This is a genomic window from Allobosea thiooxidans, from assembly GCF_900168195.1.
Taxonomy (GTDB): domain Bacteria; phylum Pseudomonadota; class Alphaproteobacteria; order Rhizobiales; family Beijerinckiaceae; genus Allobosea; species Allobosea thiooxidans.
The window spans coordinates 1-23,815 of sequence record NZ_FUYX01000006.1 but is presented as its reverse complement, the minus strand read 5'-3'; the positions used below and the strand labels follow the sequence as shown (position 1 = coordinate 23,815).

Sequence of the window (23,815 nt, the reverse complement as noted above, 5' to 3'; positions counted from 1 at the left end):
CCCGACCACGCTCGGAACGCTTGACGACGGTCAGTTTTACTCCCAGATTGAATTTGAATTCAGATTCAATTTTGAGGCCGCCGATGCCCGAAACGACTCCGAAGCAACCGCGCAAGGCCGGGAAACGGGAGGCGATCCTGTCCGCCGCGCGCGGGATCGTCTCGGAGGTCGGCTTCCAGGAGACCTCCATCGCCGCCGTTGCCGCGGCCAGCGGCGTCTCGACCGGCAGCGTCTATTCCTATTTCGCCTCCAAGGCCGAGCTGATGGCCGAGATCGTCGCCGCCGTCTCGGCGCGCGAGCTCGCCGTGCTGCGAGAGATCGCATCGAGCGATGCGCCGGTTGCCGAGCGTCTGACTGCCGCCGTCGAGGCCTTCGCCCGGCGCGCCTTCGCCAATCGCCGGTTGGCTTGGTCGATGATCGCCGAGCCCGCCGACCCTGCGGTCGACGCGACGCGGCTCGACTATCGCCGCGAGATCGCCGGCATCTTCCGCGCCCTCGTCGTCGAGGGTGGCGAGCAGGGTGCCTTCCGCTCCGTCGATCCCGACGCCGCTGCCGCAATGATCGTCGGCGGCTTCATGGAAGCGCTGATCGGACCGCTCTCGCCCGAGCGGCCGATCACGCCGGAGCGCGGCCGCGAGATCGCCGCAGCGCTCGCCGATCTCTCCCTCGCCGCTTTGATCTCCCGTGAAGGACAGGCCGCATGACCGCGCTCGACGCTTACGGCTACGATACCCATGAGGTGCTGAACCAGGCCCCGGCGCTTTCGGACTACGACGCCTTTGCGGCCGATCCCGCGCTCGGACGCATCCTCGATGCCTTCGATGCCGGCTGGTTCCGTGAGCAGGCGAGCGTCGTCGGCGGCCATGTCGGTTCGCAACGGGTGCAGGACCTGGCACGGCAGGCCAATCGCAGCTTGCCGGAACTGCGCACCCATGATCGCTGGGGCCGGCGTGTCGACCAGATCGAGTTCCACCCGGCCTGGCACGAATTGATGGGGCTCGCCATGCGCGACGAGTTCCATTCGCTGTGCTGGACCAGGCCGCGCTCCGGCGCACAGGTGGCGCGTGCGGCGGTCTCCTATCTCTGGAACCAGGGCGAGAACGGTATCTGCTGCCCGCTTGGCATGACCTACTCGGCGATCCCCGTACTGCAGCGCGACCCTGCGCGCTGGGCCGAGTTCGGCCAGCTGATCACCTCTTCCGAATACGACGGGCGTCCGCTGCCGGCCGCGCAGAAGCGCGGCGGCACGGTCGGCATGGCGATGACGGAGAAGCAGGGCGGCTCGGACCTGCGCCAGACACAGACGGTCGCGACGCGCAATGCCGATGGCACCTATTCGCTGACCGGCCACAAATGGTTCTTCTCCGTCCCGCATTCGGACGTGTTCCTGACGCTGGCGCGGACGGAGGAGGGCGTCTCCTGCTTCGTCGTGCCGGGCTGGCTGCCGGACGGCTCGCGCAACCGGCTGCAGATCCAGCGGCTCAAGGACAAGTGCGGCAACAAGTCGAATGCCTCCTCCGAGGTCGAATTCCGCGGCGTGATCGCGCATCTGATCGGCGAGCCGGGCCACGGCATCCGCGCCGGGCTGGAGATGAACCACTATACGCGGCTCGATTTCGCCGTCGGCTCGGCCGGGCTGATGCGCCATGCGCTAGCGCAGGCGGCGCATCACACCGCCCATCGCCGCGCCTTCCAGAAGGCGCTGATCGACCAGCCGATCATGACGAATGTGATCGCCGACCTCGCGCTGGAAGTTGAGGCCTCGGCCTGGCTTGCCTTCCGCTTCGTCCATGCGCTCGACCGGGAGGGCGAGAGCGAGACTGAGAAGCTGATCGGCCGCATCGGCGCGCCGATCGCCAAATACTGGAACTGCAAGCGTGCCACGCCGGTCGTGGTCGAGGCGCTTGAATGCCATGGCGGCAATGGCTTCATCGAGGACCATCTGATGGCCCGGCTCTACCGCGAAGCGCCGCTCAACGGCATCTGGGAGGGCACTGGCAACGTCGTCTGTCTCGACGTGCTGCGCTCGATCCGCCGCTATCCGGACTGCGTGCCGGCCCTGCTCGACGAACTGCGCGCTGCGCGCGGCAGCGACCCGCGCTATGACGCCTTCCTCGCGGAGCTGGAGACCGATCTCGTCGACGTGCTCAGGCATGAGCATCTGGCGCGGCGCTTCGTCGAGCGCATGGCGTTGGGGCTCTCGGCCTCGCTGCTGATCCGTAACGCGCCGCACGCGGTCGCCGACGCCTTCGTCGCCTCGCGGCTGGCTGGCGGCTGGTCGGGCCATTTCGGCTCGGTGCCTGTGGGCGCCGATCTCCAGGCGATTGCGCGGCGCGCCGTGCCGGTTCCGAATTGAGGCCGGATCCGAGACATTGTCCGTCATGGTCGGGCTTGTCCCGGCCATCCACGTCTTCGTCGATGAAGGGGAGCGTCCAAGACGTGGATGCTCGCCACAAGGGCGAGCATGACGTGCAGTGTGTTCGTCGGTCGCCGATCGGCCATGCCGTCCCGGAACGACGGCATGGGGCCCCGTTCGATGCTCAGAGCAGCACTACGGCCGCCAGCAGGGCAGCCAGCGTCCAGAGCAGGCGGCAGGAACGCCTGTAGAGCGTCAGAGCGCGGCGGATGTCGGCGGCGCTGGCCTCGGCCCGGCCGTCGCCCATCCAGTGATCCTCGACGCGGGTCTCGCCATAGACGCGCGGCCCGGCGAGCCTGAGGCCGAGCGCCCCCGCCATCGCGGCTTCGGGCCAGCCGGCATTGGGCGAGCGGTGCTTGCCGGCATCGCGCCGCACGGCCCGCCAGGCGCCGGCGGCATCCGCCTCCCGATCGAGTGCCGCGGAGGCGACCAGCAGCAGCGCCGTCAGCCGCGAGGCCGGCAGGTTGACGAGATCGTCCAGCCGGGCGGCAGCCCAGCCGAAGGCGAGATGGCGCGGGGTGCGGTGGCCGATCATCGAATCGGCGGTGTTGATCGCCTTGTAGGCGGCGATGCCGGGAAGGCCGCCGACGCCGAGCCAGAAAGCCGGCGCGACGATGCCGTCGGAAAAGTTCTCCGCGAGGCTCTCGATGGCCGCGCGCGCGACGCCGGCCGCGTCCAGCGTCTGCGGATTGCGCCCGACGATCATCGCGACGGCCTTTCGCCCACCCGCCAGCCCCTCCTGCTCCAGCCCTTCGGCGACGCGTGCGACGTGCTCGTAGAGGCTGCGCTGGGCGATCAGCGTCGAGGTGACGAAGGCGAGCGGGATGAGGCCGAGCGGTCCGAAGGACAGGCACAGGCGCTGGGCCAGTCCGGCGGCTGCGATGGTGATGGCAAACAGCAACGCCAGCGCCACCACGCCCATCGCCTTGCGGGTGACGAAGGAGGACGCTTCGCGATTGAGCACCCGATCGAGCATGCCGATCAGCTGGCCGATCCAGGTGACGGGATGGCCGATTGCAGCATAGAAGCGCTGCGGATAGCCGAAGGCCGCCTCGATCGTAAGCGCGAGCACGAGCAGCGGCAGGCTGGCGGAGAGATTCATGCGGGCAGGCGCAATCGTGGCTGAGGACGGTATCTGGCACGGCGGCGATCTCGCCACGGCCCGCGCACTCTTTCCGGAGGCACCGCAGCCCTGGGTCGATCTCTCCACCGGGATCAACCCGATCCCCTATCCGCTTCCAGCGCTGCCGTTAAGCCTCTGGACGCGCCTGCCCGGTGCCGATGACGAGGCGGCGCTGATCGCCGCCGCCCGGAGCGCCTATCGCGTGCCGCAGCAGGCGGATATCGTCGCGGCCCCCGGCACGCAGATCCTGATCGAGCTGCTGCCACGCTTGGCGCCGGCTGGCCCCGTCGCCATTCTCGGCCCGACGTATGCCGAGCACGGCCATGCCTGGCGCAAGGCGGGTTTCACGGTCACCGAGGCGCCGACACCCGCGGAGGCCGCAACCGTGATCGTGGTCAATCCGAACAATCCCGATGGGCGAGTGCTCTCGCGGGTGGAGCTCGCGGACCTCGCGGCGCACTGTACAGAGCGCGGCGGCCTGCTCGTGGTCGACGAGGCCTTCGCCGATTTCACGCCCGAAACCAGCATCGTGCCGGATCTCCCGGCCGGCACGATCGTGCTGCGTTCCTTCGGCAAGACCTATGGACTCGCGGGCCTGCGCCTCGGCTTCGCCATCGGCGCCGTCGATCCGATCGCAAGGCTCAGGGCGGCGCTCGGCCCCTGGTCGGTCGCCGGGCCCGCCCTCCATGTCGGCGCGCAGGCCCTGGCGGATGCCGATTGGCTCGCCGTGACAGGTGCTGAACGCGCCCGCGACGCCGCCCGCCTCGATGCGCTGCTCGCCCCGCATGGCCGCATCGCCGGCGGCACCAGCCTGTTCCGCCTGCTCGAGACGCCGGCGGCCCCGGCGCTCTTCGACCGTCTCGGCCGCCACGGAATCTATGTCCGCCGCTTCCAGAATGCGCCGCAACGGCTGCGCTTCGGCCTGCCGGGCGACGAGGCCGGCTGGTCGCGTCTGCGGACGGCGCTGGCCGACGATGCGCCGGAAGCAACGCCGCCAGCGTGAAGCTTGCATGCGGCAGCTGCGGGGACAGGAGCCGGCACGCCAGCTAACGTCCACCGAAAAGGATTCGGGGAGAGAAGACGCATGGCATTCCTGCCGCCGGAAGGCGAACTGACGATCGGTTTCGCTCACGCCGCCTATCAGCTGGGCGACGAATTCGCGTTGCGCGGCCGCTCGGCGCGCTCCTTCGAGGTCCGCAACCTCGACGATCTCCGCGAAAGGGCTCCGGAAGCCGACGTGCTCGTCGTCTCCGGCCTGTGGCGCAACGATCTGCTGCCAAAGCTGCCCAGGCTGCGCTTCATCCAGTCGATCAGTGCCGGCACCGACCAGTTCGACAAGGTCGCGATCGCCCAGGCCGGCATCCGCCTCGCCAGTGCCCAGGGCGGCAACGAACGGGCCGTGGCCGAGCACGCCATGTCGCTGATCCTCGGGCTCACCCGTCAGATCCATCTCGCCCGCGACAACCAGGCCAGGCAGCACTGGCGCCCAATGATCGGCGATCGCGCCCGTCGCGAGGACGAACTCGGCGGCAAGACGCTGGTCGTGGTCGGGCTCGGCCGCATCGGCCTGAGGCTGGCGAAGCTCGCGGCCGCCTTCGACATGCGTGTCATCGGCGTGCGCCGCAGCCCCGAGCCCCAGCCGCATGTCGAGGCCGTCATCCATCCCGACAGGCTGGCCGAGGCAGTGGCCGAAGCCGATTTCGTCGCGCTGACCTGCCCGCTGACCCCCGAGACGGAAGGGCTGATCGACGCCCGCATCCTCGGCGCGATGAAGCCGACTGCCTTCCTGATCAATGTCGCGCGCGGCCGCGTCGTCGACGAGGTGGCACTGCTCGACGCGCTCGGCAACGGCCGGATCGCGGGCGCCGGGCTGGATTGCTTCCATGAGGAGCCTCTGCCCGCCGCCTCGCCCTTCTGGCGCCTGCCGCAGGTGATCGTGACGCCGCACAGCGCCGGGGAGACCCGCGCCTATGAAGGCAACGTGGTCGATATCCTCCTCGACAATCTGGATCGCCTCGGACGCGGCGAAGCGGGTTTGCGCAACCAGATCGTCTGATCGGGCAGGGCGGCCATGGCTTCGCCAAGACTCTTGCGGCCCGGCGGGCCGTCCGTGATCGTGGCGCTCGGCGTCACGCAGATCTTCGGCTACGGCGCGCTCTACTACGCCTTCACAGTGCTGGCGCCGCGCATCACCGAGAGCTTCGGCTGGGCGCCGGAATGGACCTATGGCGGGCTGGCGGCGGGACTTTTCCTCGGCGGCGCGGTCGCCCCGGTGACCGGCAGCCTGATCGACCGCTACGGCACGCGGCTGGTGATGACGGTCGGCTCCGGCCTCGCCGGGCTTTCGCTGCTGGCGCTGGCCGAGGCGCGCGGGATCGTCAGCTATGTCCTCGCCATGGTCGCCCTGCAGGCGGTCACCACCGCGGTCTTCTACGATGCCGCCTTCGCGGCGCTGACGCAGGCGCGTGGCAGCCAGGCGCGGCGCGCCATCAGCCAGCTCACCCTGATCGGCGGCTTCGCCTCGACGCTGTTCTGGCCGCTGACCAGCAGCCTGCTCGCCGTGCTCGACTGGCGCGGCGTCTACCGGCTCTATGGCCTCTCGCAGATCCTGGTCTGCCTGCCTCTGCACCTCGTCTTCCTGCCGGGGCGGGTCAAGCGGCCGATCGTGGCGTCCGCCGCCCATGTCGCATCGCCGCCGCAGCCGGAGCCCGAGACGGCCTATCTCACGGGCGATGCCCGCCGCCGCGCCTTCCTGCTGCTGGCCCTGGCTTTCTCGCTGCAGGGCTTCGTCGTTTCGGCCATGGCCGTCCACATGCTGGCGCTGCTGCAGGGCTTTGGACTCAGCGCCGCCGTGGCGGTCGGCATCGGTGCCATGCTGGGCCCTTCGCAGGTCGCTGGACGCCTTGCCGAGATGCTGTTCGGCCGCTCGGTCTCGCCGGTCACGACGGCCTGGGTTTCCGCCTGGCTCATGCCGCTGGGCCTCGCCTTGCTGTTGGTCGGCGGGGCGCTGCCGGTGGTCGCGGGGCTCTTCGCCATCGCCTTCGGCATCAGCATGGGGCTGAGCTCGATCGTGCGTGGCACCGTCCCGCTGCAGCTTTTCGGGCCGGTCGGCTTCGGCGCGACCATGGGCAAGCTCTCGGCGCCCGGCCTCGTCATCAAGGCGGCGGCGCCGCTCGTCTTCGCGGTCGCGCTGGAGCGGGGCGGGGTGGCGGTCTCGACGCTGCTGCTGATCGCCTTCTCGGCCCTCGCTGCCCTGGCGCTTGTTCTGCTGGCGCGCAGCCGCTCGGCCTGAGCCCCCGAGTCTCAGGCGAACATCATGCGCCACCAATGGCGCACGGCGTCGCGCGTCCGCATGGCCAGGTGATAGGCGGCTGTGGCTCTGACCCAGCCGAGCACATGATCGCGCACGCGCACCACCTGCCCCATGATCCAGGCGAACCAGCGATAACTCAGCAGTTTCTCGCGACCGGCGTGATAGATGCGCTCGACGAAGACGAAGCTCATCAGATGGGCGAAGGCGGTGACGACGAGCCCGGCCCAGAACTGCCCGCGCGCGAACAGCAGCAGGCCGAACAGCTTCAGCGGCTCGGCGATGGCGAAGGGGATCGCCAGCGCCAGCAGGACGAGCGGGCGCGGCAGGGCGGCGACGGCCTCCTCGAGCCTGCGCATGACGCGCAATCGCGCGAGCCGGCGGAGCAGCGGCCGATAGAGCGGCCGCAGCAGTTCGTCGAGGACGATGAAGACGGTGAGCACGGCACGCAACGCCGCGAGCAGCCCCCGCTTAAGCAGGCTGCGCTCCGATATGGGCGGAGGAAGATCGTCGGGCATCGCAGCCGGATTCATAAGCCCGGATTTACGGCAATTCCATGCCGCTCGGCGCCCGTCATTGCGAGGAGCGAAGCGAGGAAGCAATCCAGGGGGGACTGGGCGGAACGCGTCGAGCCGGCCCCCTGGATTGCTTCGCTTCTCTCGCAATGACGCTGCGCGGCCGCTCTACCGGCGCGCATCTTCCTTCAGCATCGCAACGCCCTTCTCGGCGATCATCATCGTCGGGTTGGCGGTGTTGCCCGAGGTGATCGTCGGCATCACCGAGGCGTCGATGACGCGGAGCCCCGAGACGCCGCGCACTCGCAGCCGCGCATCCAGCACGGCGCCCGGATCGTCATCGCTCCCCATCCGGGCCGTGCCGACCGGGTGGAAGATCGTGGTGCCGAGCTTGGCGGCGGCTTCGAGCAGGGCCTCGTCCGTCTGGGCTGCTTCGCCCGGCAGGTATTCCTCCGGCCGGAAGCGCGCCAGCGGCGCCTGCGCTACGATCCGGCGCGTCAGCTTCAGCGCATCGACCGCGACCTGCCGGTCTTCTTCCGTGTCGAAATAGTTCGGTGAGATCACGGGTGCGTCCTGCGGAGCGGCCGAACGCAGATGGATGCTGCCGCGGCTGGTCGGCCGGAGATTGCAGACGCTCGCGGTGAAGGCATCGAACGGATGCAGCCCCGAGCCCCAGCTGTCGAGCGAGAGCGGTTGGAAATGATATTGCAGGTTCGCGGTCGCGTAATGCGGAGCGGATTTGGCGAAGGCCCCGACCTGCGAGGGCGCCATGGTCAGCGGCCCGGTGCGCAGGGCCGCCCATTGCAGCGCCATCAGCGGCCGGCGCCACAATCTGGCGTAGTCGCTGTTGAGCGTCCTGACGCCCTGGACCTTGTAGACCGGCCGGATCTGCAGATGATCCTGCAGGTTCTCCCCGACGCCGGGTGCATCGACCAGCGTCTCGATGCCGAGGCTCTGCAACCGCGTTCCGCTACCGATGCCGGAGCGTTCGAGCAGGAGCGGCGAGGCGACGGCGCCGGCCGAGAGCACGACCTCGCCACGGATCTCGACCCTCAGTTTCTCCTCGCTGGGCGTGCCGAGTCCATGCGTGAACTCGACCGCCTTCGCGCGACCGTCTTCGAAGAGGATGCGCTCGACATGGACACGCGTCTCGAGCCGGAGATTGCTGCGCTCCTTCTGCTCGAGCAGGGGCTTCAGGAAGGCGCGATAGGCGCTGAGGCGCCGCCCGCGCCGCTGGTTCACCTGGAAATAGGAGGAGCCTTCATTGTCGCCGGTGTTGAAATCCGGGATCTTGGCGATGCCGGCCGCCTCGGCCGCGTCGCGGATGGCGTCGAGGATCGCCCAGCGCACGCGCGGATGCTCGACGCGCCACTCGCCGCCCGCCTTGTGCAGGCCGCCCGGCGGCGGCGCGATATGGTCCTCGTGCCTGAGAAAATAGGGCAGCACGTCGTCCCAGCCCCAGCCGGGCAGCCCGCGCTGGCGCCAGCCGTCATAATCGGCCGCCTGACCGCGCATATAGACCATGGCGTTGATGGCGGAGGAGCCGCCGACGACCTTGCCGCGCGGATAGGCCAGGGCCCGCCCGCCGAGCCCGGCCTGCGGTTCGGTCTGGAACAGCCAGTCCGCACGGGGATTGCCGATGGCGAAGAGGTAACCGACCGGGATGTGGAACCAGATCCAGTCATCCATGCCGCCGGCTTCGAGGACCAGGACCTTGGTGTCCGGATCGGACGCCAGCCGATTGGCGACGACGCAGCCCGCCGATCCCGCCCCGATCACGACGTAATCGAAAGCGCCGATCAGGCGGCGGTCGGATGAGGTGTGGTCGGGCATGGTTTATCCGGTAGGGCGATCAGGAGGCCCCTATATTCGGTGGCCGATCAGCAATCTGGCATAGCTGGGGGACGGGCGACAGCGCGCGGAAATGCACCATTCGTTGGTGTCCACGCCGCTTCCAATTCCCTGGTATCAGGGAATTTTCAGGGATTTTCGAGCTAAGACGACGATCAGGGACAGGCTCATTTCGGTTTAGGTGCTTGTTTGCGTGGCGATATTCGCTGTTGAGGCGTATTCGGAAGCAGGGAATTTTCCACTGGCGATCAGGGAATTCTCGCCAAACGAGCAGGGATTGCGTACAGCTTGAGAAAAGACGCTGGGAGCAGCGTTTAAGCGTTGAACCTTGCCCTATGTCTGTCTCGTAAGCTCGGACCATAGGGGTCAGCGTACAAAGACACCCTACCTTCCTTAGGAATATAGTCTTGACGCCGGATCGGCGGCCGGCTAATCGATTCGTTGCGCGCGAATCGTCGCGCGCATTTCGAGGTCATCGTTTCGCACTCTAACCAAGGTTGAAAGAGCTCGTCGGGGGATTGGCGCTTTCAACTGCTCTCAGGGGCCTGGCGTGCGTATTTGCGCCATGAGCGGGTTGTGTTTGGTTCGGTTGTCCTCCTTCGCGAGAAGGACGTCAGATTATGGAATCCCCCGATTATCCCCGTACGGGACCGGTGCGTGTTCGCCGGCGCATCAATTCTTCCACCAAAGATCCCGAACTCGCGCGTGCTGCGGCGGCTTTCGCGCCGCAGGTGAGCGAGCGACGCCTGTCTGATCTGAAAGCGTCGGTTCGCAATGCGCGCACGCACTCGCAGAAGCAGATCCACCTGATCGCCGAGAGCATCAAGGAGTTCAGCTTCACTACGCCGATCCTGGTGACCATCGATGGCGAGATCGTCGCGGGGCACGGTCGCTATCAGGCGGCAATGCTTCTCGGCATGGAGACGGTTCCGGTGATCTTGATCGATCACCTCGGCCCTCAGCAGATCCGGGCGTTGCGGATCGCTGATAACCGTCTCGCCGAGTTGTCGGGCTGGGACGACGAGATCCTGAAGCTGGAGTTGGGCGAGCTGATCGAGCTCGACTTCGAGGTCGAGATCACCGGCTTCGAAACCGCGCAGATCGATGTGCTCCTCGATCCTGGCCCGACGGTCGCGGCGAAGGTTGATCCGGCGGACGCGTTGCCGGCGCTGCAGGATGTCGCGGTGACGCAGCGCGGTGACCTCTGGCTGCTGGGCGAGCATCGCATCTTGTGCGGTGATGCGCGCGAGCGCGCGGATTATCGGAAGCTGTTGGGCGGTGAACTCGCCCAGATGGTGTTCACGGACCCGCCGTACAATGTGAAGATCGACGGCCATGTCGGCGGTCTCGGCCGGACCAAGCACCGCGAGTTTGCGATGGCGTCGGGCGAGATGAATAAGCTCGAGTTCACCGGCTTCCTGCACGCAGTCTTCGCTGAGATGGCGGAGGCGTCGCAGGACGGCGCGCTGATTTATAGCTGCATCGACGGTCAGCATCTGCACGAGATGTTGAATGCTGGCTATGGCGTCTTCGACGAGCTCAAGTCCGTGATCACCTGGGCCAAGCCCAATGCCGGGATGGGTTCGCTCTATCGCAGCCAGACTGAGTTGATCACGCTCTGGAAGACGGGCAAGGCGCCGCACGTCAACAATATCGAGCTCGGCAAGCACGGCCGCTACCGCACCACGCTGTGGAGCTACGCGGGCGTGAACGGCTTCCGCAAGGGCCGGATGGCTGAGCTGGCGAGCCATCCCACCGTGAAGCCCTGCGCCATGGTGATGGACGCGATCAAGGATTGCTCGAAGCCGAAAGGCATCATCCTCGACAGCTTCAGCGGTTCCGGCACCACCCTGATCGCCGCGGCCAAGACCAAGCGCCGCGGCTACGTGATGGAGCTCGATCCGCTCTATGTCGATAGCGCGATCCGCCGCTGGGAGACGCTGTTCAAGGCCGAGGCGCGCCACGCCGAGACTGGGCTGACCTTCGCGGAGATGGCGGCACAGCGCGGTCGCGACGACAGCACCAGCACGGTGTCGGACGAGAACGTTGGAGGGGGCCATGTCGCGTGAGGATGATCCCCAGGCCGTAGGCTATAAAAAACCGCCCGAGAAAACCCGCTTCCAGAAGGGCCAGAGTGGCAACCCGTCCGGGCGCCGCAAGAGCACGTCGAACATCACCCGAAAGGAAGATGAGGAGCCGTTCTTGTCGCAGAAGGTCAGGGCGAAACGCGCTGGCAAAGAGATCTGGATGACCAAGCGCGACGTCGCACGTGAGCGCCTCTTCGCGATCGCTATGGAAGGCAACGTCCCTGCGTTCGCGTTGCTGTTCAAGTTGGACATGGCCAACGACAACAAGACCGAGGCGGAACGCTCCATGAGCGAAGCAGCGGAGGAGGCGCTGATCCAGCGCTTCCTCGCACGGCGTTCGGCGGTGATGGGGGCTGGCAATGATTGACCAGGCCCTCTTCACAGCCATCCTGCGTCGCGATTTAGCGAGCTTCATCGAGCAGAGCTTTGTGGCGCTGGAGCCGGGCACGGCCTATCAGCACAACTGGCATATCGAAGCGATTGCCTATCAGCTGATGCGGGTCTGGAGCGGCGAGTGCAAGCGGCTGATCATCAATGTGCCGCCGCGCTCGGCCAAGTCGATCTGCGTCACGATCGCCTTCACTGCCTGGCTGATGGGCCATGATCCTCGCAAGCGGATCATGGCGATTAGTTATGCCCAGGAGCTCTCGCTGACCCACGCTGCGGCCTTCCGCAGCGTGGTGACCTCCGATTGGTATCGTCGCGCCTTTCCGGACTTCGCCATAAAAGCCAATCGGGGCCAGGAGATCCGCACCACGGAACACGGCTATCGTTATGCCTCGTCGATTGGCGGTTCGGTGTTGGGGCGCGGCGCCGATCTGATTGTGATCGACGATCCGATCAACGGGCTTGAAGCCGCCTTGTCGGCGGCTGCCCGACGTCGTGTCCAAGCCTTTTTTGATGGCACCCTCTACTCCCGGCTGAACGACCGTAAGAACGGCGCCATTGTCATCGTCATGCAGCGACTGCACGAGGATGATCTGGTCGGGCATGTCCTGGAGAAGGAGGACTGGGAGGTGCTCTCGATCCCCGCCATTGCGCCGAACGATTGCTGCTACCGCATCGGCCAGGGGCGGGAGGCGATCTATCGGCGTCGCCAGGGTGAGATCATGCACGTTGGCCGCGATAGCTTTGCAGATTTCGAGGCGATCAAGCGCAATCTCGGTGCGTTGAACTTCTCTGCACAGTACCAGCAGAACCCGCTGCCAGCCGAAGGGCAGATCATCAAGCGCGATTGGCTGCACTATTACGACGAGCGGCCGGCTGAGTTCGATCTGAAGGTTGCGTCCTGGGACACGGCTTCGACCCAGGCCGAGCACTCCGATTGGTCGGTCGGGATGGTCTGGGGGGCTATCGGGCAGACCTATTATCTGATCGACCTCGTCCGAGGTCGCTGGGAAGCACCGGAGCTTCGCCGCAAGATAATCGACCTCTCTCGGACCCACTCGGTTGACGCGACGCTGGTCGAGGATACCGAGCTCGGGCGGGCGCTGTCGCAGGACCTGCGGCGTACTGGAACTCTGCATCCGCTGCTTCAGCAGTCGCGGATCGATAAGCGGGCCAGGCTGATGGCGCAGGCCGCTCGCTTCGAGGCGGGGCAGGTGTTCCTGCCGCGTGAGGCCAGCTGGCTTGCCGACTATCTCGGTGAGCTCCTGGCCTTCCCGCTGGCGCGCAACGATGACCAGGTCGATGCGACCAGTCAGGCTCTCAAGTACCTGATCGCGAGAACGCCCATCATCAGGGAGCGTCCGCAGCGGATCGTGCGCCCGCAGCGTCGTGTTCGGCCGCAAGGCTGACACGACGCGTTTGGTGCTAGGGCTGCAGCGTCACGACGGTCATGCTGTAACCTCGGCCGGCCATGCAGCCGACCATGATCTGGCGCAGCGCCTGGTTGCGCTGACCTTCCAGCATGCCGGCCTCCATCGCATCGGCGAGACTATGGCCCATGTAGATCGGAGCCGCCATGGCCTGGGCCTTGGCGGCTTCGCCCTTGCAGATGGCATCATCCTGCTGGAACTGGGCGACTGCTCCGGCATCGCTGCGCCCGTCGTAGCGGTCGAAGCGCATGGCGGTACGCGGGGCGCATGCGCTAACGGCATTGGCTAGAATGATGGCGGCGGCGAGCACCGGCCACCGGTTGCGCCGGGGTTGTGGACAACAGGTCGTCGAAGACACGGATGCGAACTCCATCGAACAATCAGGATCAATGATCATCGCGGCGCCAGGCGGCTGGCTTGGCGAGAGGGCGGGAGGCCTTCATTTGAGGCGATGGTCTTTGGAAACCGCGCGAAAGAAGCGGGCGGATGCCGAGATGGCGGGCTTCACGCCGTTTGGCTTCGGCGATCGCGGCCAGGTCCCGGGCGGTCTTGGTCCCGGGTGCGCGGTGACAGCAGTCACGGCCGAGCACTCGGCCGTCCTCGATGGAAAGCTCTCGGTTCTTGTCGAGGATCAGCGCTTCCGGGATGACATGGTCGAACTCGACGACCTTGCCGGAGACATTAAGGCCGCAGCCTTCACAGCGGATGCAGCCACGCACATCCATGGCTCGTTTGAGCATGGCTACCTTCTGGTTGCGGGTGAACTCACGGCGGCCATTCATCACGCTGCCTCCAGCCGACCGTAGGCGGCGACCTGCGCGACGATCCGATCGAGCTCTTCGTTGAATTGTGTGACGGCCGCGCTGAGTTCGTTGATGAAAGCCTCGTCGCGATATGCTCTGGTGATCACGATCGGCAGACCCGGCCAATAGATCGCCAAGTCGATCCAGTCGCGTTCTGCGATCCAGAGTTGGCCCTGACACTGCGCCTTGTGCTCGAGCGGAAACTCGCCCTTGAGAAGCGCTTCGATCAGGAGATGCGGGAGCTTGGTCTTGATCTCGAGCAGGCCGTCCTTGCCGATCAGCGCATCCGGCGAGGCGCCGGCCCGCCCACGACGCAGGAATCCGATGGTCTGGCAATCCAGGCCGGTGATGAAGCTGTAGGCGCTGCGGGCCTCCTCTTCCATCAGCTTGCCGCGTTCCATATGCGGAGAAGTGAAGCTCTCCATTACCTCTCCGGTCACGCGTTCACCTGCGAGCTTGTAGAGATATGTCTGCCTGGTTCGGCTCTCGGCGCCGCCGCGTCCCTTGGTCAGGATCGAGGAGAATTCGGAAGCGGTCGGGATGCCGAGGCGAGCCTGCGCCCATTCCGGCGAACCTTGAACGCAGTTGATGATCTCGATCATGATCAGACCCGTCCCTTCCTGGCATTGAGCATCACCAGCGCCTGCCGGAAGCGGCGCGCCGGCAGTTCGGTGAAGGCGTTTATCTTGAAGAAGCGCAGCAGGGCCTCGCGCTCGCCACCGACGTCGTCGATCAGCGCCAAGAGCTCCCGGGTTTGCTGGCGGGTGATGGTTTCGCCGGCCCCTGCAGCCTTGCCGTCATCGTCATCGGCGGCGGCCAGACCGAGCGCTGCCTTCAGTGTCATCCGCTGCAGATAGGTCAGCGTCGATCCGATCGCCTGGATGGCATTCTTTTCGCCGGTGTGATCGGCAGCGGCTGAGAGGCTGTTCTCTTCGCTATGACCATCGCGATGCGAGATCACGCAAACGATTGTAACCTTCTCGTCCTCGCTGTTCGAGCGGAAGCGATAGGCCAACCCGTGTCGTGCCAGCCCCGGTCCAATCGTACGGGCGATCTCGGCCAGATCCTCGTGGCGATAGTGTTTGCTTCCGATACTGGCAATCTGCGTCTTGGCGATAACCGGAAGCTCGGCTTTGGCTGCGGCGAGAGCTGCCTCAAAGGACCGGCGCGCTTCCTCTCCGCGACTGCGTTCATGCAGGCCGATCAGCTGAGACAACACATGCTCGTCCGCGCCGCGGTCGAGCGCGGAACTCAACAGGCTCAACGGGGTGATCGTAGGAGCTCGACGCAGCTCGGTGAGCCGAGATCCTGCGGAGGAGCGCCGATGGCGCAGGGCGCTGGTCATCGCTTGGTCCTCCCGTTGAGAGACCCGGCGCGATTTGTTCCGAACCACCAGGCTCGGTAGGCTTGGGCGAGCTCCGCCGGGCTGAGCCGGGGTGTCGAGGGCAGGGGATCAAGGGATATCTCGCCGAACGGTGACTGTGGGGACACAATCAGCGGACGGGGCAAAGTGCGATGCATGGCGAACCCTCAATGCAGCTGGCGATAGCCGAGGGTGAGCCGGGAGGCCGCCTGTGACGAAGCGGCCGCGATATTCGTGCGATTGTGAAACGGTCCGGCGCAGTCTTCCGATGCGACGGACTGTAGCCGTTGAAGCGCTGCTAGCTCGGCCCTGGCTTCAGCCCATCCGCGCTTCAGCGATAGCGACAATAGCTGACGCCGCTCGGCCACGTTTTGAGACATGCAAAGCCGAGGGCTCGCCTGCCGCATGGCGTAGCGGAGAATGCCAGGCTTGTAGAAAATGAGCTTGCGCTCGAACTCCAGGATAAGGGTCATAACCGTCCTCCAGCGACGAAAATCGTCGGTAGAGGACGGTTCCCTTCCTATGGCGCCACCAGTCAACTCGAAAAGTCGATGCTCGACGAAAAAGGTTGACTAAGCTATGTCGGCAGCATGATTACACCCGCACAATGCCGCGCTGCTCGAGCCCTCCTCGATTGGAGCCAGCAAGACCTCGCCAAGGTTGCCCATCTCGGCCTCTCAACCATCCGAGACTTCGAGAAAGCCAGGCGCGTGCCGACCCATAACAACCTGCGGGGCATCAAGCTCGCCCTGGAGGAAGGCGGAGTGGTCATTGGCGCGGAGGATTCATGCGTAGCGTTGAAGGGTGAGCGCTGAAGGCTTTGATCAACCGGGCTTCGAGCTGGCCTGACTGTGAAAGGGCAGCGGCAACGAAAAATCGTTGGGCTCGACCGATTGGGGTGTCGCCAATATAAGGCAGCGCAAGATTGTTTGTGCTGGCGGACGAGATCGCTCGAGTCCGCAGCAACGAGGCTGGCGCATGTGTGGCATATTCGGGTCGATCGGCTTCGAGCCAGATCCGCAACGGATCGATATCGTCGCGCACCGTGGGCCGGATGGTCGCGGCTGGGAAACCTATGCGAGCCCCAAGGGGCCGGTGGCTCTCGGTCATCGCCGCCTCGCCATCATCGACGTCTCCGATGCCGGCCTGCAGCCGATGTGCGATGCGTCGCGGCGCTATTGGCTCGTCTTCAACGGCGAGATCTACAATTACATCGAGCTGCGCGAGGAGATGCGGGCGAAGGGTGAGGTCTTCGTCTCGGAATCCGATTCGGAGGTGCTTCTGCGTGCCTACACGCTGTGGGGCGAGGATGCGCTGCCGCGGCTGCGCGGCATGTTCGCCTTCCTGATCTGGGACGATCGCGACAAGAAACTCTTCGGCGCCCGCGACCGCTATGGCATTAAGCCGCTCTATATGGTGACGACGCCCCGCGGCGCCGCCTTCGGCTCCGAGATCAAGCAGCTTCTGGGGCTTCCGAGCGTGTCGGGTAGCATGAATGTCGCCCGGGTCCATGACTTCCTCGCCTCCGGCATCTCCGATCATACCTCGGAGACGATGTTCGAGGGCGTGTTTCAGCTCCGCGGCGGCGAATGCGTCACGATCGATGCAAGCCGCGATGCGGCCATCGAAGCGCGGCCGCGCCGCTGGTATCCGGCGGCCGCCGGCGACATTTCCCTGTCCGAGGATGAGGCGGCGGCTCGCTTCCGCGACCTCCTGACCGAATCGGTCCGGCTGCATCTTCGCTCGGACGTTCCGGTCGGCTCCTGTCTGTCGGGAGGGCTCGATTCCTCCTCGATCGTCTGCCTGATGGCGCAAATGATGGGCTCCGAAGCTGGCGGGGCCAAGGTCAACACCGTCTCCGCCTGCTACGCCGAGAAGAGTGTCGACGAGAAGCCGTTCATGGATGCCGTCGTTGCGCATGCGCACACCGAGCCGCATTACATCTTCCCGAAGGCCGACGACGTGTTCCAGCGCGCCTCGGACATCACCTGGCATCAGGACGAGCCTTTCGGCTCGACTTCAATCTTCGCGCAATGGTGCGTATTCGAGGAGGCGAAGCGCGTCGGCATCAAAGTCATGCTGGACGGCCAAGGGGCCGATGAGCAACTCGGCGGCTACCATCATAGCTTTTCCTTCCATTTGGCGGTGTTGATTAAGCAGTTCAGATTGGCCGGCGTTCTGCGGGCGATGCAGGAGCGTCGGGCTTGGCATGGCGTGCCGATCTCCCGGCAGATCCAACAGGCGTTGATCGCGCTGCTACCGCCTGGTCTCGCGGGCCTGTTGCGGGACGGGCACAGAGCGCTGACCCAACATGATTGGCTCGGCGGCGAGCTGCTGCGCGAGCGGGGAGCGAGCGAGACAGCCTTCGAGCGCGCACGCTCGGAACTCGGGCTGCCAGCAGTCACGGACCTACGGAGCCTCTGCCTGAACCTGACCTATGGCTCGAATCTGTCGATGCTGCTGCATTGGGAGGATCGAAATTCGATGGCACATGCGATCGAGGCGCGGGTGCCGTTTCTCGACTGTCCGTTGGTCGAGTTCAATCTGGCGCTTGGTAACGACCACAAGATCGTCGGTGGCGACACCAAGCGGGTGCTGCGTCGCGCGATGGAAACCATCCTACCGCCGACGGTGTTGCGGCGGCGCGACAAGCTCGGATTCGCCACGCCGGAACAGGTATGGTTTCGCGGGCCTCTGAAGGGCGTGATGACCGAAGGCGTCGAGGCGGCGGTTGCACGCTATCCCGGCTTGTTCAATGCCGATGGCCTGCGCGCGCTCGCCTCGGATATGCTCGAGGGCCGCAAGCCGGTCAACTTCCTGCTCTGGCGGGTCGTCAATCTGGGCCTCTGGGGCGAACGCTTCCGGGTCGGAGCCTGAACCGTCCCACCGACAGGCCGCGAAGTCTCAGCGCAGGATTCGCAAGCCGACCTTCACGCCGTTGGCCGCAGTGTCGACGACGAGCTGGCGTGACCAGGCCCACAGTCTGTCTGACCATCGCTCCGGGTGGACGCTGAGCTGAACCAAGGGGGGACAGTATGTCTGCAGGTGCTCGCCGACGGCAGCGGAACTGGCGACGCCTGGCACACGCTTGCCGCCGATAGTGTCTCGCAAATTAGTCAGTCGCGCGTCGAAGCTGCGGCCGGTGTCGGTGAAGAACAGGAATTGCGACCAATCCCCCGAGAGAATGCAGTCCTTGACGCCGCTCTCGCTGAAGGAGCGGTGGTTCCAGAGCTCCATATTGCTGTACTTCGCCAGCGGGCTGCCGTGCATAGCGATGCTTCGTATCGGAGCGATCTCGCGCAACGCGCCGAGGTTCTTCAGATACAGCGCATGGGCCTTGGCGGGATCATACTTCGCGAGGTGAAAGTCTTCGTAGTGATAGCCAATCTCGTGGCCCAGCGTCGCGATCTCGCGAATGATTGCCGGGTTGAACGCGCTGCCGACTGTCCGAAAATAATAGGTCGCTAGAATGCCTCGCGAGGCCTCGAGATGCGCCATCGCCAGTGCATGCTCGGGCCGCCGGTCGACGTCATGACGCAACACGATAACAGGCTCGCACGGCCTAAACCCGTCGAGCCAGTCGCCGACCCCCACAGGGTGATAACCGGCCGCCAAAGCGGCATCGACAATACCTGCATAGGCCTTCAAGGTGAAATCGCGCGCCATAACCACTCCTACGACGCCCTTGTGGCTGCTCTGGGCCTGCCATGCAAGGGGGCGCAGAGCTGAGATCTATTCCGAGGATCGATGAAGGCCTGCTGTGATTGCTAGAAGAGGATTGGGGCTGTATGCCGCAGGACTAGCGCGGTGGTTGGCAGGCGGATTTGGAAATGCGATTAACTGCACTCGTAATGACGTGTCTGCTTGCAACTGCAGCAGTGGCCCAGCCTTGGGCCGATGCGCCGCTGACCCAAACTCCAGACAACTCCACCCTCCTCGTTTCGATCGATGGGCGGCAATTTGCTTACCGGGCGCAGGGTGAGCAGCCCAGATCGTTGCCGCGAGATTTTATACCGCAAGCGCTATTGCAGCGTTCGTCCGGCGGCAATCTCGTGATTGGCCGCTGGGCGCTTCGGGACGGCATTGCCGCCGCTGTCGAGCAAGGAGGCGGGTATCGAGCGCTCGGCATCGACGAGAGCCTGGCCGCCAAGCTCTATTTCCTGCACGCTTTCAACATAGGCAAGAACGCCTATCTCGTCGTCTACGATGTGGACGAGACGATGCCTTCAGGGCGTTCGGGACGTGTCGTGCGCGAGGGAGTAGATATCTACCGGGCGATGCCGGCAGGTGACACGCTCCGCCTGGAGAAGGTCGCCGACAAACTGACTTTGTCGGGAATGGATGCTCGGTTTCAGGATCTTGCGCTGCCGGATGGACATCTGCTCTGTGCGCAGTCGGCGTGCGTGCGGCTTACCGAAGATGCCAGTGGGCAGATCGCTTTCACGGAGATCAAGGGCGAGGGCTGGACTGGACGTGTCTTGATCGAGGCTGTTGCAGTCGGCCGCGCGGCGCGCGGCCTGTTCCGTCTCGACTATGACGACCGTTTCCGTTCGCCTCCGGCGGCCGGTGAGGTGATATACCAGGATTGTGCGATCTGGCCGCTTGGCGACTGCCGGGATGTATCGGCGGATTGGCTACCTAAGGGCTATGCGCCGACAGGACAGCCTTTGGCGCTGGAAACGTGTGCCGAGATTGCGCCCCTTCTCCGCCGCGACATCGCGCGCATGCCGGGGCACGGCTTGACCTATCTCGGCATGAACAACCACGAAGGCCGATTGCCTTGGGGCCAGGTTTATGTTCTCGATGGTATGCTCGACGTGATTGAACGTCTGGCGTTGCCGCAGCCGCGATTCGACCTCTTGCGCGAGGATATGCGGCGCCGCGTTGTGCTGGAGCTTGGCTGGTGGTCGCGCCTCGCCGAAACTGACAAGCCCTGGTTCTGGTCGCGCCGATATTCGCTCGAACGGGTTGATATTCTTTCCATGGTTCATCTCGGTCGCATGGCCAGGGTGGTTGGGCGGGCCATGAGGATGGGGTTGCTCGCAGACGATCACCTGGCGGCCAACTTACGAGAGGAAATGACGAATTTCGACCGTTCGGTCGAGCGCCTCGATGGCGTGCAGCTTTTCATTAAGCGCGGCGCGCCTTTCTGGCTCGATGGCGCCAATACGCCCTGGAACTATCAGAGCGGCTGGATTGAGGGATTGGCCGAACTGCACAGTCTGAGGCCGATTTCTTCTAATCTTCAGGACACTGTCCGCAGGATGACCGCCTCCTTTCTTGCCGCCGAGGTCTCAGAGAACCGCCCGCGTGTGTGGCAATATTGCGCGGGCCCCTGCCAGGAAGGTTGGAGCGCGGCTTCAGGGACTTCCGTGAATACGCCGACCTGGGAGGGCAACAAGACTAGGACCAGTACTGCACATATCAGCTACCGCACCATGGATGTTCGGGCAGTCCTCGACACCATGCGAACCTTCAGAGATGCAGCACCAATCTGGTTCCCAGCTTACGTTTCGGAACTCGTCTCGCAAGGCTGGATCTACCCGATGGCGGCGGCACCACTGCGCCAGTTCGGGCTGTCGCCAGCGCTGTCGCCGACGTTGGTTGCGGCTTATGGGAGGGCAGCGACGCCGGCCGAAAATCACAATCAGATTTGGGCGATCGATGCGGTCGCTAAACGCCTTGACTGCCAATAATACAACGGTCCCGAGCCCAGGCTTAAGGGAATGACTAGGAAAGGCTTGTCGTGGTTCTGTTGGCGCGAGTAGGATTATCGTCATGCCTGCTGCCGCTTCGCTCTGAACCGATTTCACCGTTTTAGTTCTTCAACGCCTTGCAGCTACGCGGCACGCCAACTAGAGCCGGCGCTGTTCTGGCTGGCCATCTGGACGGAGTGAGCTACGAGGCGGCCTCCGGATCGGCGGTGTTGAGCGGTAGACGTTGCGTGACTGGGTTTTGCAGCTTCAATGCGCACGGTCCCTGTGGGCCGAAGGATATCTGCAGCATAGGCTGATCCGAGACTATTCCCTGGATCGCCGGAAGCTGGAGTTTCCGGCCTTCGATCACGGCGGTAGGCTAGGTGTTCCGCCGGGATTCTGCCGCAGGATCGGGGGCTTGTTGCCAATGGCCCCCTGCGGCCGATCCTCGTTATACAACGAGGCTTGAGAACGCCCACCGGACCGCGTTCCGAGGGGTTCTCTATCGGTATCATCCGTGGTTTGGTCGTCAGCTCGGCGTTCATGGTGATCCGAGACCATTTGCTGGGACCTGATCCGAGACCATTTGCTGGAGCGCCGGAGGCTGGAGTTTCCGGCCTTCGATCACGGCGGCGGGCTGGGTATGCCGCCGGGATTTTGCAGCAGGATCGGAGGCTTGTTGCCGATGGCCCCGTGCGGCCGATCCTCGTTGTAGTATTTGACCCAAGCCTCCATCTTTTCGGCCGCATCCGCAAGGGTGAGGAACCAGTGCGTGTTCAGGCACTCGCTGCGAAAGCGGCCGTTGAACGCCTCGATGAAGGCATTGTCCGTCGGCTTCCCCGGCCGTGAGAAGTCCAAGGTGACACCCTTGGCATAGGCCCAGAGGTCGAGATCGCGGCTGACGAACTCGGAGCCCTGGTCGACCCGGATCGTCTTCGGATAGCCCAGCTTCGCGCAGACCCTTTCCAGCGTGGCGACGACATCCTCGGCCCGGTAGCTGAAGCGGGGATCGGCCGCCGGTGAGAAGCGCGAGAAGGTGTCGACCACCGTCAGAACCCGGATCTTGCGACCCGTGGCGAGCTGGTCGTGGACAAAGTCCATCGCCCAGACATCGTTCGGCCGTGTCGCCGGCGCACGATCCTCGCGCAGCTTCGCCTTGACCCGACGCTTGGGCGTCTTGTTCCGGAGTTGCAAGCCTAACTCATTGTAGATCCTTCGAATCCGCTTCTGATTGACATGCCAACCCTCGCGCCGCAGCAGCACGTCGACACGACGATAGCCATAGCGAACGCGGGTCTCGCAGATCGCCTTGATCCGGGCTGCCAGGGGGGCCTGGTCGGGCCGGCACGATTTGTAGTGATAGCTTGAGGTGTCGAATTCCAGGACCGCACAGGCCCGCCGGATCGACACCTGCCACTCGCCACATATCGCGCCGACAAGCTCGCGCTTACGACCAGGCCTCAGAGCTAATGGGATGGTCCGCTCCGTCTCCCACCGTCATGCTGTGACGATCCAGGAGGAGAAGAGTCATGAGCCAGCATCAGTCTTGTGATGCCGCCGTCTACGGTGTGGATCTCGGCAAGAACATCTTCCACGTCGTCGGCGTGGATCAGAGCGGTCAGCTCCTGCGGCGGATGAAGTTCCGGCGCGAGACCTTGCTGGCGTTCTTCGATCGCGCGGCGCCGGCTCTCGTCGGCATGGAGGCCTGCCCTGGCTCGCAGTGGCTCGCGCGCAAGCTCCAAGGTCTCGGCCATCGCGTGCGCATCATGCCTGCGCAATTCGTGAAGCCATATCTGAAGTCGAACAAGTCGGACACGCTGGATGCCGAAGCGATTGCGGAGGCGGTGACGCGCCCATCCATGCGGTTCGTCGAGGTCAAGGCAATCGAGCAGATCGACGTCCAGTCTTTGCATCGCGTGCGGGACCAGATGGTGATGCAGCGCACGCGCCTGATCACCCAGATGCGTGGCTTCTGTCTCGAATATGGTGTCGCCATCAGGCAAGGCGCCGGTGTTTTCAAGCTGGATCTGCCGCGAGTCGTGGCCGATGAGGAGAATGATCTATCGCCGGCGATACGCCGATTGGTGACAGGCTTGTTCGAAGACCTGGAGCGCCTCGAAGGTCGGATCGCCCAGATCACACGTGAGATCGAAGCGCTGGTTCAGCGCGATGACGTCGCCCGGCGGTTGATGACGGTTCCCGGCATCGGCCCCCTCGGCGCCTCCGCGCTCCTGGCGGCCGTCGGCCGCGGCGTCCAGTTCAGGAGGGCGCGCGACCTCGCAGCCTGGCTCGGACTCGTGCCGCGGGAACACTCAACCGGCGGCAAGCAGACCCTGTTGGGGATCAGCAAGCGCGGCAACGGCTATGTCCGACGCCTGCTGATCCACGGCGCACGATCCTGTCTGATGCATCTGGATCGGACACGCCACGCCCTCGGGGCCTGGCTCGATGCGCTGGAGCAGCGCATGCACATCAACAAGGTGACTGTCGCCTTGGCCAACAAGATCGCTCGCATTGCGTGGGTGATCATCCAGAAGCCGGGGGCGCTCTACGAACGACGCGATCCTGCGTTCATGCCGTAGAAGCGCCCGGGAAGCAGATTGCGAGGCTCGGGAGAATGATGACGAGACAGTCGATCGGCATGCCGTAAGCCCTTCGGTCGAAAGCGGGCTCCGCGCCCGAACCAGCTTAGTGGGAACGGCATGCGCGCATCTCATCATGGCCTGGCTGCAACAGCAGCCCACTCGCGAGAGGCCGGATACATTTACGCAAACTGTCAATCGTCAGCAGCCCTCCAAATCGCCTTGCAATGACGGAGCGGACCATACATTTCG

At 64.9% G+C, this 23,815-nt stretch carries 21 protein-coding genes and 1 pseudogene; 12 read left to right on the top strand and 10 right to left on the bottom strand.

Annotated features, from left to right (window positions below; all coding sequences use genetic code 11):
* The first annotated feature begins 83 nt into the window (after positions 1-83).
* Both B5Y19_RS12625 and B5Y19_RS12620 read left to right on the top strand, forming a co-directional pair.
* Complete coding sequence (locus B5Y19_RS12625; protein WP_055729237.1) at positions 84-704, top strand: TetR/AcrR family transcriptional regulator; 621 nt, start codon at positions 84-86, stop codon at positions 702-704.
* The gene (locus tag B5Y19_RS12620) at positions 701-2,356 is read left to right on the top strand and encodes an acyl-CoA dehydrogenase family protein (RefSeq protein ID WP_079591560.1); all 1,656 of its coding nucleotides are present in this window, start codon (positions 701-703) and stop codon (positions 2,354-2,356) included. Before B5Y19_RS12625 ends, B5Y19_RS12620 begins: the two co-directional genes overlap by 4 nt.
* Before the next feature lie 184 nt (positions 2,357-2,540).
* Here B5Y19_RS12620 and cbiB read toward each other — a convergent pair whose 3' ends face one another.
* Positions 2,541-3,518 carry an adenosylcobinamide-phosphate synthase CbiB gene (gene cbiB / locus B5Y19_RS12615; RefSeq protein WP_079591559.1) on the bottom strand — a complete coding sequence of 326 codons (978 nt, stop codon included), beginning with the start codon at positions 3,516-3,518 and terminating at the stop codon, positions 2,541-2,543.
* Between cbiB and cobD the strand changes: the two genes are divergently transcribed.
* The 3 genes from cobD to B5Y19_RS12600 all read left to right on the top strand — a co-directional run bounded on the left by cobD (position 3,517) and on the right by B5Y19_RS12600 (position 6,831).
* Complete coding sequence (gene cobD / locus B5Y19_RS12610) at positions 3,517-4,542, top strand: threonine-phosphate decarboxylase CobD (protein ID WP_079591558.1); 1,026 nt, start codon at positions 3,517-3,519, stop codon at positions 4,540-4,542. The genes cbiB and cobD overlap by 2 nt on opposite strands.
* An 81-nt stretch (positions 4,543-4,623) precedes the next feature.
* Positions 4,624-5,595 carry a D-2-hydroxyacid dehydrogenase gene (locus tag B5Y19_RS12605; RefSeq protein ID WP_055729233.1) on the top strand — a complete coding sequence of 324 codons (972 nt, stop codon included), beginning with the start codon at positions 4,624-4,626 and terminating at the stop codon, positions 5,593-5,595.
* Positions 5,596-5,610: 15 nt separating this feature from the next.
* Positions 5,611-6,831 carry an MFS transporter gene (locus B5Y19_RS12600; RefSeq protein WP_079591557.1) on the top strand — a complete coding sequence of 407 codons (1,221 nt, stop codon included), beginning with the start codon at positions 5,611-5,613 and terminating at the stop codon, positions 6,829-6,831.
* An 11-nt stretch (positions 6,832-6,842) separates the two neighbouring features.
* On the opposite strand, the gene B5Y19_RS12595 is transcribed toward B5Y19_RS12600, so the two are convergent.
* Both B5Y19_RS12595 and B5Y19_RS12590 read right to left on the bottom strand, forming a co-directional pair.
* Positions 6,843-7,367, bottom strand: a complete 525-nt coding sequence (locus B5Y19_RS12595) for a hypothetical protein (protein ID WP_079591598.1) — start codon at positions 7,365-7,367, stop codon at positions 6,843-6,845.
* Positions 7,368-7,532: 165 nt separating this feature from the next.
* A complete protein-coding gene (locus tag B5Y19_RS12590) occupies positions 7,533-9,197 on the bottom strand; it encodes a GMC family oxidoreductase (RefSeq protein ID WP_079591556.1) in 1,665 nt (554 codons plus the stop codon).
* Positions 9,198-9,835: 638 nt separating this feature from the next.
* Between B5Y19_RS12590 and B5Y19_RS12585 the strand changes: the two genes are divergently transcribed.
* The 3 genes from B5Y19_RS12585 to terL are packed head-to-tail and all read left to right on the top strand — an operon-like array spanning position 9,836 to position 13,098.
* The gene (locus B5Y19_RS12585) at positions 9,836-11,284 is read left to right on the top strand and encodes a site-specific DNA-methyltransferase (protein WP_079591555.1); all 1,449 of its coding nucleotides are present in this window, start codon (positions 9,836-9,838) and stop codon (positions 11,282-11,284) included.
* Positions 11,274-11,669: a DUF5681 domain-containing protein gene (locus B5Y19_RS12580; RefSeq protein ID WP_139384379.1), complete on the top strand. Its 396-nt coding sequence runs from the start codon at positions 11,274-11,276 to the stop codon at positions 11,667-11,669. Before B5Y19_RS12585 ends, B5Y19_RS12580 begins: the two co-directional genes overlap by 11 nt.
* Positions 11,662-13,098, top strand: a complete 1,437-nt coding sequence (terL, locus tag B5Y19_RS12575) for a phage terminase large subunit (protein ID WP_079591553.1) — start codon at positions 11,662-11,664, stop codon at positions 13,096-13,098. The genes B5Y19_RS12580 and terL overlap by 8 nt, the downstream gene beginning before the upstream one ends.
* A 16-nt stretch (positions 13,099-13,114) precedes the next feature.
* Here the strand turns inward: terL and B5Y19_RS12570 are convergent, their stop codons facing one another.
* From B5Y19_RS12570 to B5Y19_RS12550, 5 genes are all read right to left on the bottom strand, one after another.
* Positions 13,115-13,369 (bottom strand): hypothetical protein, encoded by a 255-nt coding sequence (locus B5Y19_RS12570; RefSeq protein WP_079591552.1) that lies wholly within the window; start codon positions 13,367-13,369, stop codon positions 13,115-13,117.
* Between the two features lie 136 nt (positions 13,370-13,505).
* A complete protein-coding gene (locus B5Y19_RS25690) occupies positions 13,506-13,901 on the bottom strand; it encodes a hypothetical protein (RefSeq protein ID WP_139384378.1) in 396 nt (131 codons plus the stop codon).
* Positions 13,901-14,524 (bottom strand): lambda exonuclease family protein, encoded by a 624-nt coding sequence (locus tag B5Y19_RS12560; RefSeq protein ID WP_079591550.1) that lies wholly within the window; start codon positions 14,522-14,524, stop codon positions 13,901-13,903. Before B5Y19_RS12560 ends, B5Y19_RS25690 begins: the two co-directional genes overlap by 1 nt.
* Before the next feature lie 2 nt (positions 14,525-14,526).
* Positions 14,527-15,267 (bottom strand): ERF family protein, encoded by a 741-nt coding sequence (locus B5Y19_RS12555; protein ID WP_079591549.1) that lies wholly within the window; start codon positions 15,265-15,267, stop codon positions 14,527-14,529.
* A gap of 185 nt (positions 15,268-15,452) precedes the next feature.
* Complete coding sequence (locus B5Y19_RS12550) at positions 15,453-15,758, bottom strand: hypothetical protein (RefSeq protein ID WP_079591548.1); 306 nt, start codon at positions 15,756-15,758, stop codon at positions 15,453-15,455.
* 117 nt (positions 15,759-15,875) lie between these two features.
* On the opposite strand from B5Y19_RS12550, the gene B5Y19_RS12545 reads away from it, so the two are divergent.
* Both B5Y19_RS12545 and asnB read left to right on the top strand, forming a co-directional pair.
* Positions 15,876-16,100: a helix-turn-helix domain-containing protein gene (locus tag B5Y19_RS12545; RefSeq protein WP_079591547.1), complete on the top strand. Its 225-nt coding sequence runs from the start codon at positions 15,876-15,878 to the stop codon at positions 16,098-16,100.
* Between the two features lie 64 nt (positions 16,101-16,164).
* Positions 16,165-18,162, top strand: a complete 1,998-nt coding sequence (asnB, locus tag B5Y19_RS12540) for an asparagine synthase (glutamine-hydrolyzing) (protein ID WP_139384377.1) — start codon at positions 16,165-16,167, stop codon at positions 18,160-18,162.
* A 27-nt stretch (positions 18,163-18,189) separates the two neighbouring features.
* Here the strand turns inward: asnB and B5Y19_RS12535 are convergent, their stop codons facing one another.
* Entirely contained in the window at positions 18,190-18,951 is a 762-nt protein-coding gene (locus B5Y19_RS12535) for a polysaccharide deacetylase family protein (RefSeq protein ID WP_079591545.1), read from the bottom strand.
* A 212-nt stretch (positions 18,952-19,163) separates the two neighbouring features.
* Here B5Y19_RS12535 and B5Y19_RS12530 point away from each other — a divergent pair, with 212 nt between their 5' ends.
* Positions 19,164-20,981: a hypothetical protein gene (locus B5Y19_RS12530; protein ID WP_139384376.1), complete on the top strand. Its 1,818-nt coding sequence runs from the start codon at positions 19,164-19,166 to the stop codon at positions 20,979-20,981.
* 624 nt (positions 20,982-21,605) lie between these two features.
* Here the strand turns inward: B5Y19_RS12530 and B5Y19_RS12525 are convergent.
* A pseudogene (locus B5Y19_RS12525) lies at positions 21,606-22,448 on the bottom strand (IS3 family transposase); the annotation flags it as partial.
* Positions 22,449-22,510: 62 nt separating this feature from the next.
* On the opposite strand from B5Y19_RS12525, the gene B5Y19_RS12520 reads away from it, so the two are divergent.
* Positions 22,511-23,563, top strand: a complete 1,053-nt coding sequence (locus B5Y19_RS12520) for an IS110 family RNA-guided transposase (RefSeq protein ID WP_079590925.1) — start codon at positions 22,511-22,513, stop codon at positions 23,561-23,563.
* Positions 23,564-23,815 lie beyond the last annotated feature (252 nt).

Coding starts and splice junctions, on each gene's coding strand:
- B5Y19_RS12535 (WP_079591545.1), bottom strand. CDS start 18,951: ATGGCGCGCGATTTCACCTTGAAGGCCTATGCAGGTATTGTCGATGCC.
- B5Y19_RS12555 (WP_079591549.1), bottom strand. CDS start 15,267: ATGACCAGCGCCCTGCGCCATCGGCGCTCCTCCGCAGGATCTCGGCTC.
- cbiB (WP_079591559.1), bottom strand. CDS start 3,518: ATGAATCTCTCCGCCAGCCTGCCGCTGCTCGTGCTCGCGCTTACGATC.
- B5Y19_RS12605 (WP_055729233.1), top strand. CDS start 4,624: ATGGCATTCCTGCCGCCGGAAGGCGAACTGACGATCGGTTTCGCTCAC.
- B5Y19_RS12595 (WP_079591598.1), bottom strand. CDS start 7,367: ATGCCCGACGATCTTCCTCCGCCCATATCGGAGCGCAGCCTGCTTAAG.
- B5Y19_RS12520 (WP_079590925.1), top strand. CDS start 22,511: ATGAGCCAGCATCAGTCTTGTGATGCCGCCGTCTACGGTGTGGATCTC.
- B5Y19_RS12585 (WP_079591555.1), top strand. CDS start 9,836: ATGGAATCCCCCGATTATCCCCGTACGGGACCGGTGCGTGTTCGCCGG.
- B5Y19_RS12625 (WP_055729237.1), top strand. CDS start 84: ATGCCCGAAACGACTCCGAAGCAACCGCGCAAGGCCGGGAAACGGGAG.
- B5Y19_RS12570 (WP_079591552.1), bottom strand. CDS start 13,369: ATGCGCTTCGACCGCTACGACGGGCGCAGCGATGCCGGAGCAGTCGCC.
- B5Y19_RS12590 (WP_079591556.1), bottom strand. CDS start 9,197: ATGCCCGACCACACCTCATCCGACCGCCGCCTGATCGGCGCTTTCGAT.
- B5Y19_RS12580 (WP_139384379.1), top strand. CDS start 11,274: ATGTCGCGTGAGGATGATCCCCAGGCCGTAGGCTATAAAAAACCGCCC.
- B5Y19_RS12545 (WP_079591547.1), top strand. CDS start 15,876: ATGATTACACCCGCACAATGCCGCGCTGCTCGAGCCCTCCTCGATTGG.
- B5Y19_RS25690 (WP_139384378.1), bottom strand. CDS start 13,901: ATGAATGGCCGCCGTGAGTTCACCCGCAACCAGAAGGTAGCCATGCTC.
- terL (WP_079591553.1), top strand. CDS start 11,662: ATGATTGACCAGGCCCTCTTCACAGCCATCCTGCGTCGCGATTTAGCG.
- B5Y19_RS12620 (WP_079591560.1), top strand. CDS start 701: ATGACCGCGCTCGACGCTTACGGCTACGATACCCATGAGGTGCTGAAC.
- B5Y19_RS12560 (WP_079591550.1), bottom strand. CDS start 14,524: ATGATCGAGATCATCAACTGCGTTCAAGGTTCGCCGGAATGGGCGCAG.
- cobD (WP_079591558.1), top strand. CDS start 3,517: ATGCGGGCAGGCGCAATCGTGGCTGAGGACGGTATCTGGCACGGCGGC.
- B5Y19_RS12550 (WP_079591548.1), bottom strand. CDS start 15,758: ATGACCCTTATCCTGGAGTTCGAGCGCAAGCTCATTTTCTACAAGCCT.
- B5Y19_RS12600 (WP_079591557.1), top strand. CDS start 5,611: ATGGCTTCGCCAAGACTCTTGCGGCCCGGCGGGCCGTCCGTGATCGTG.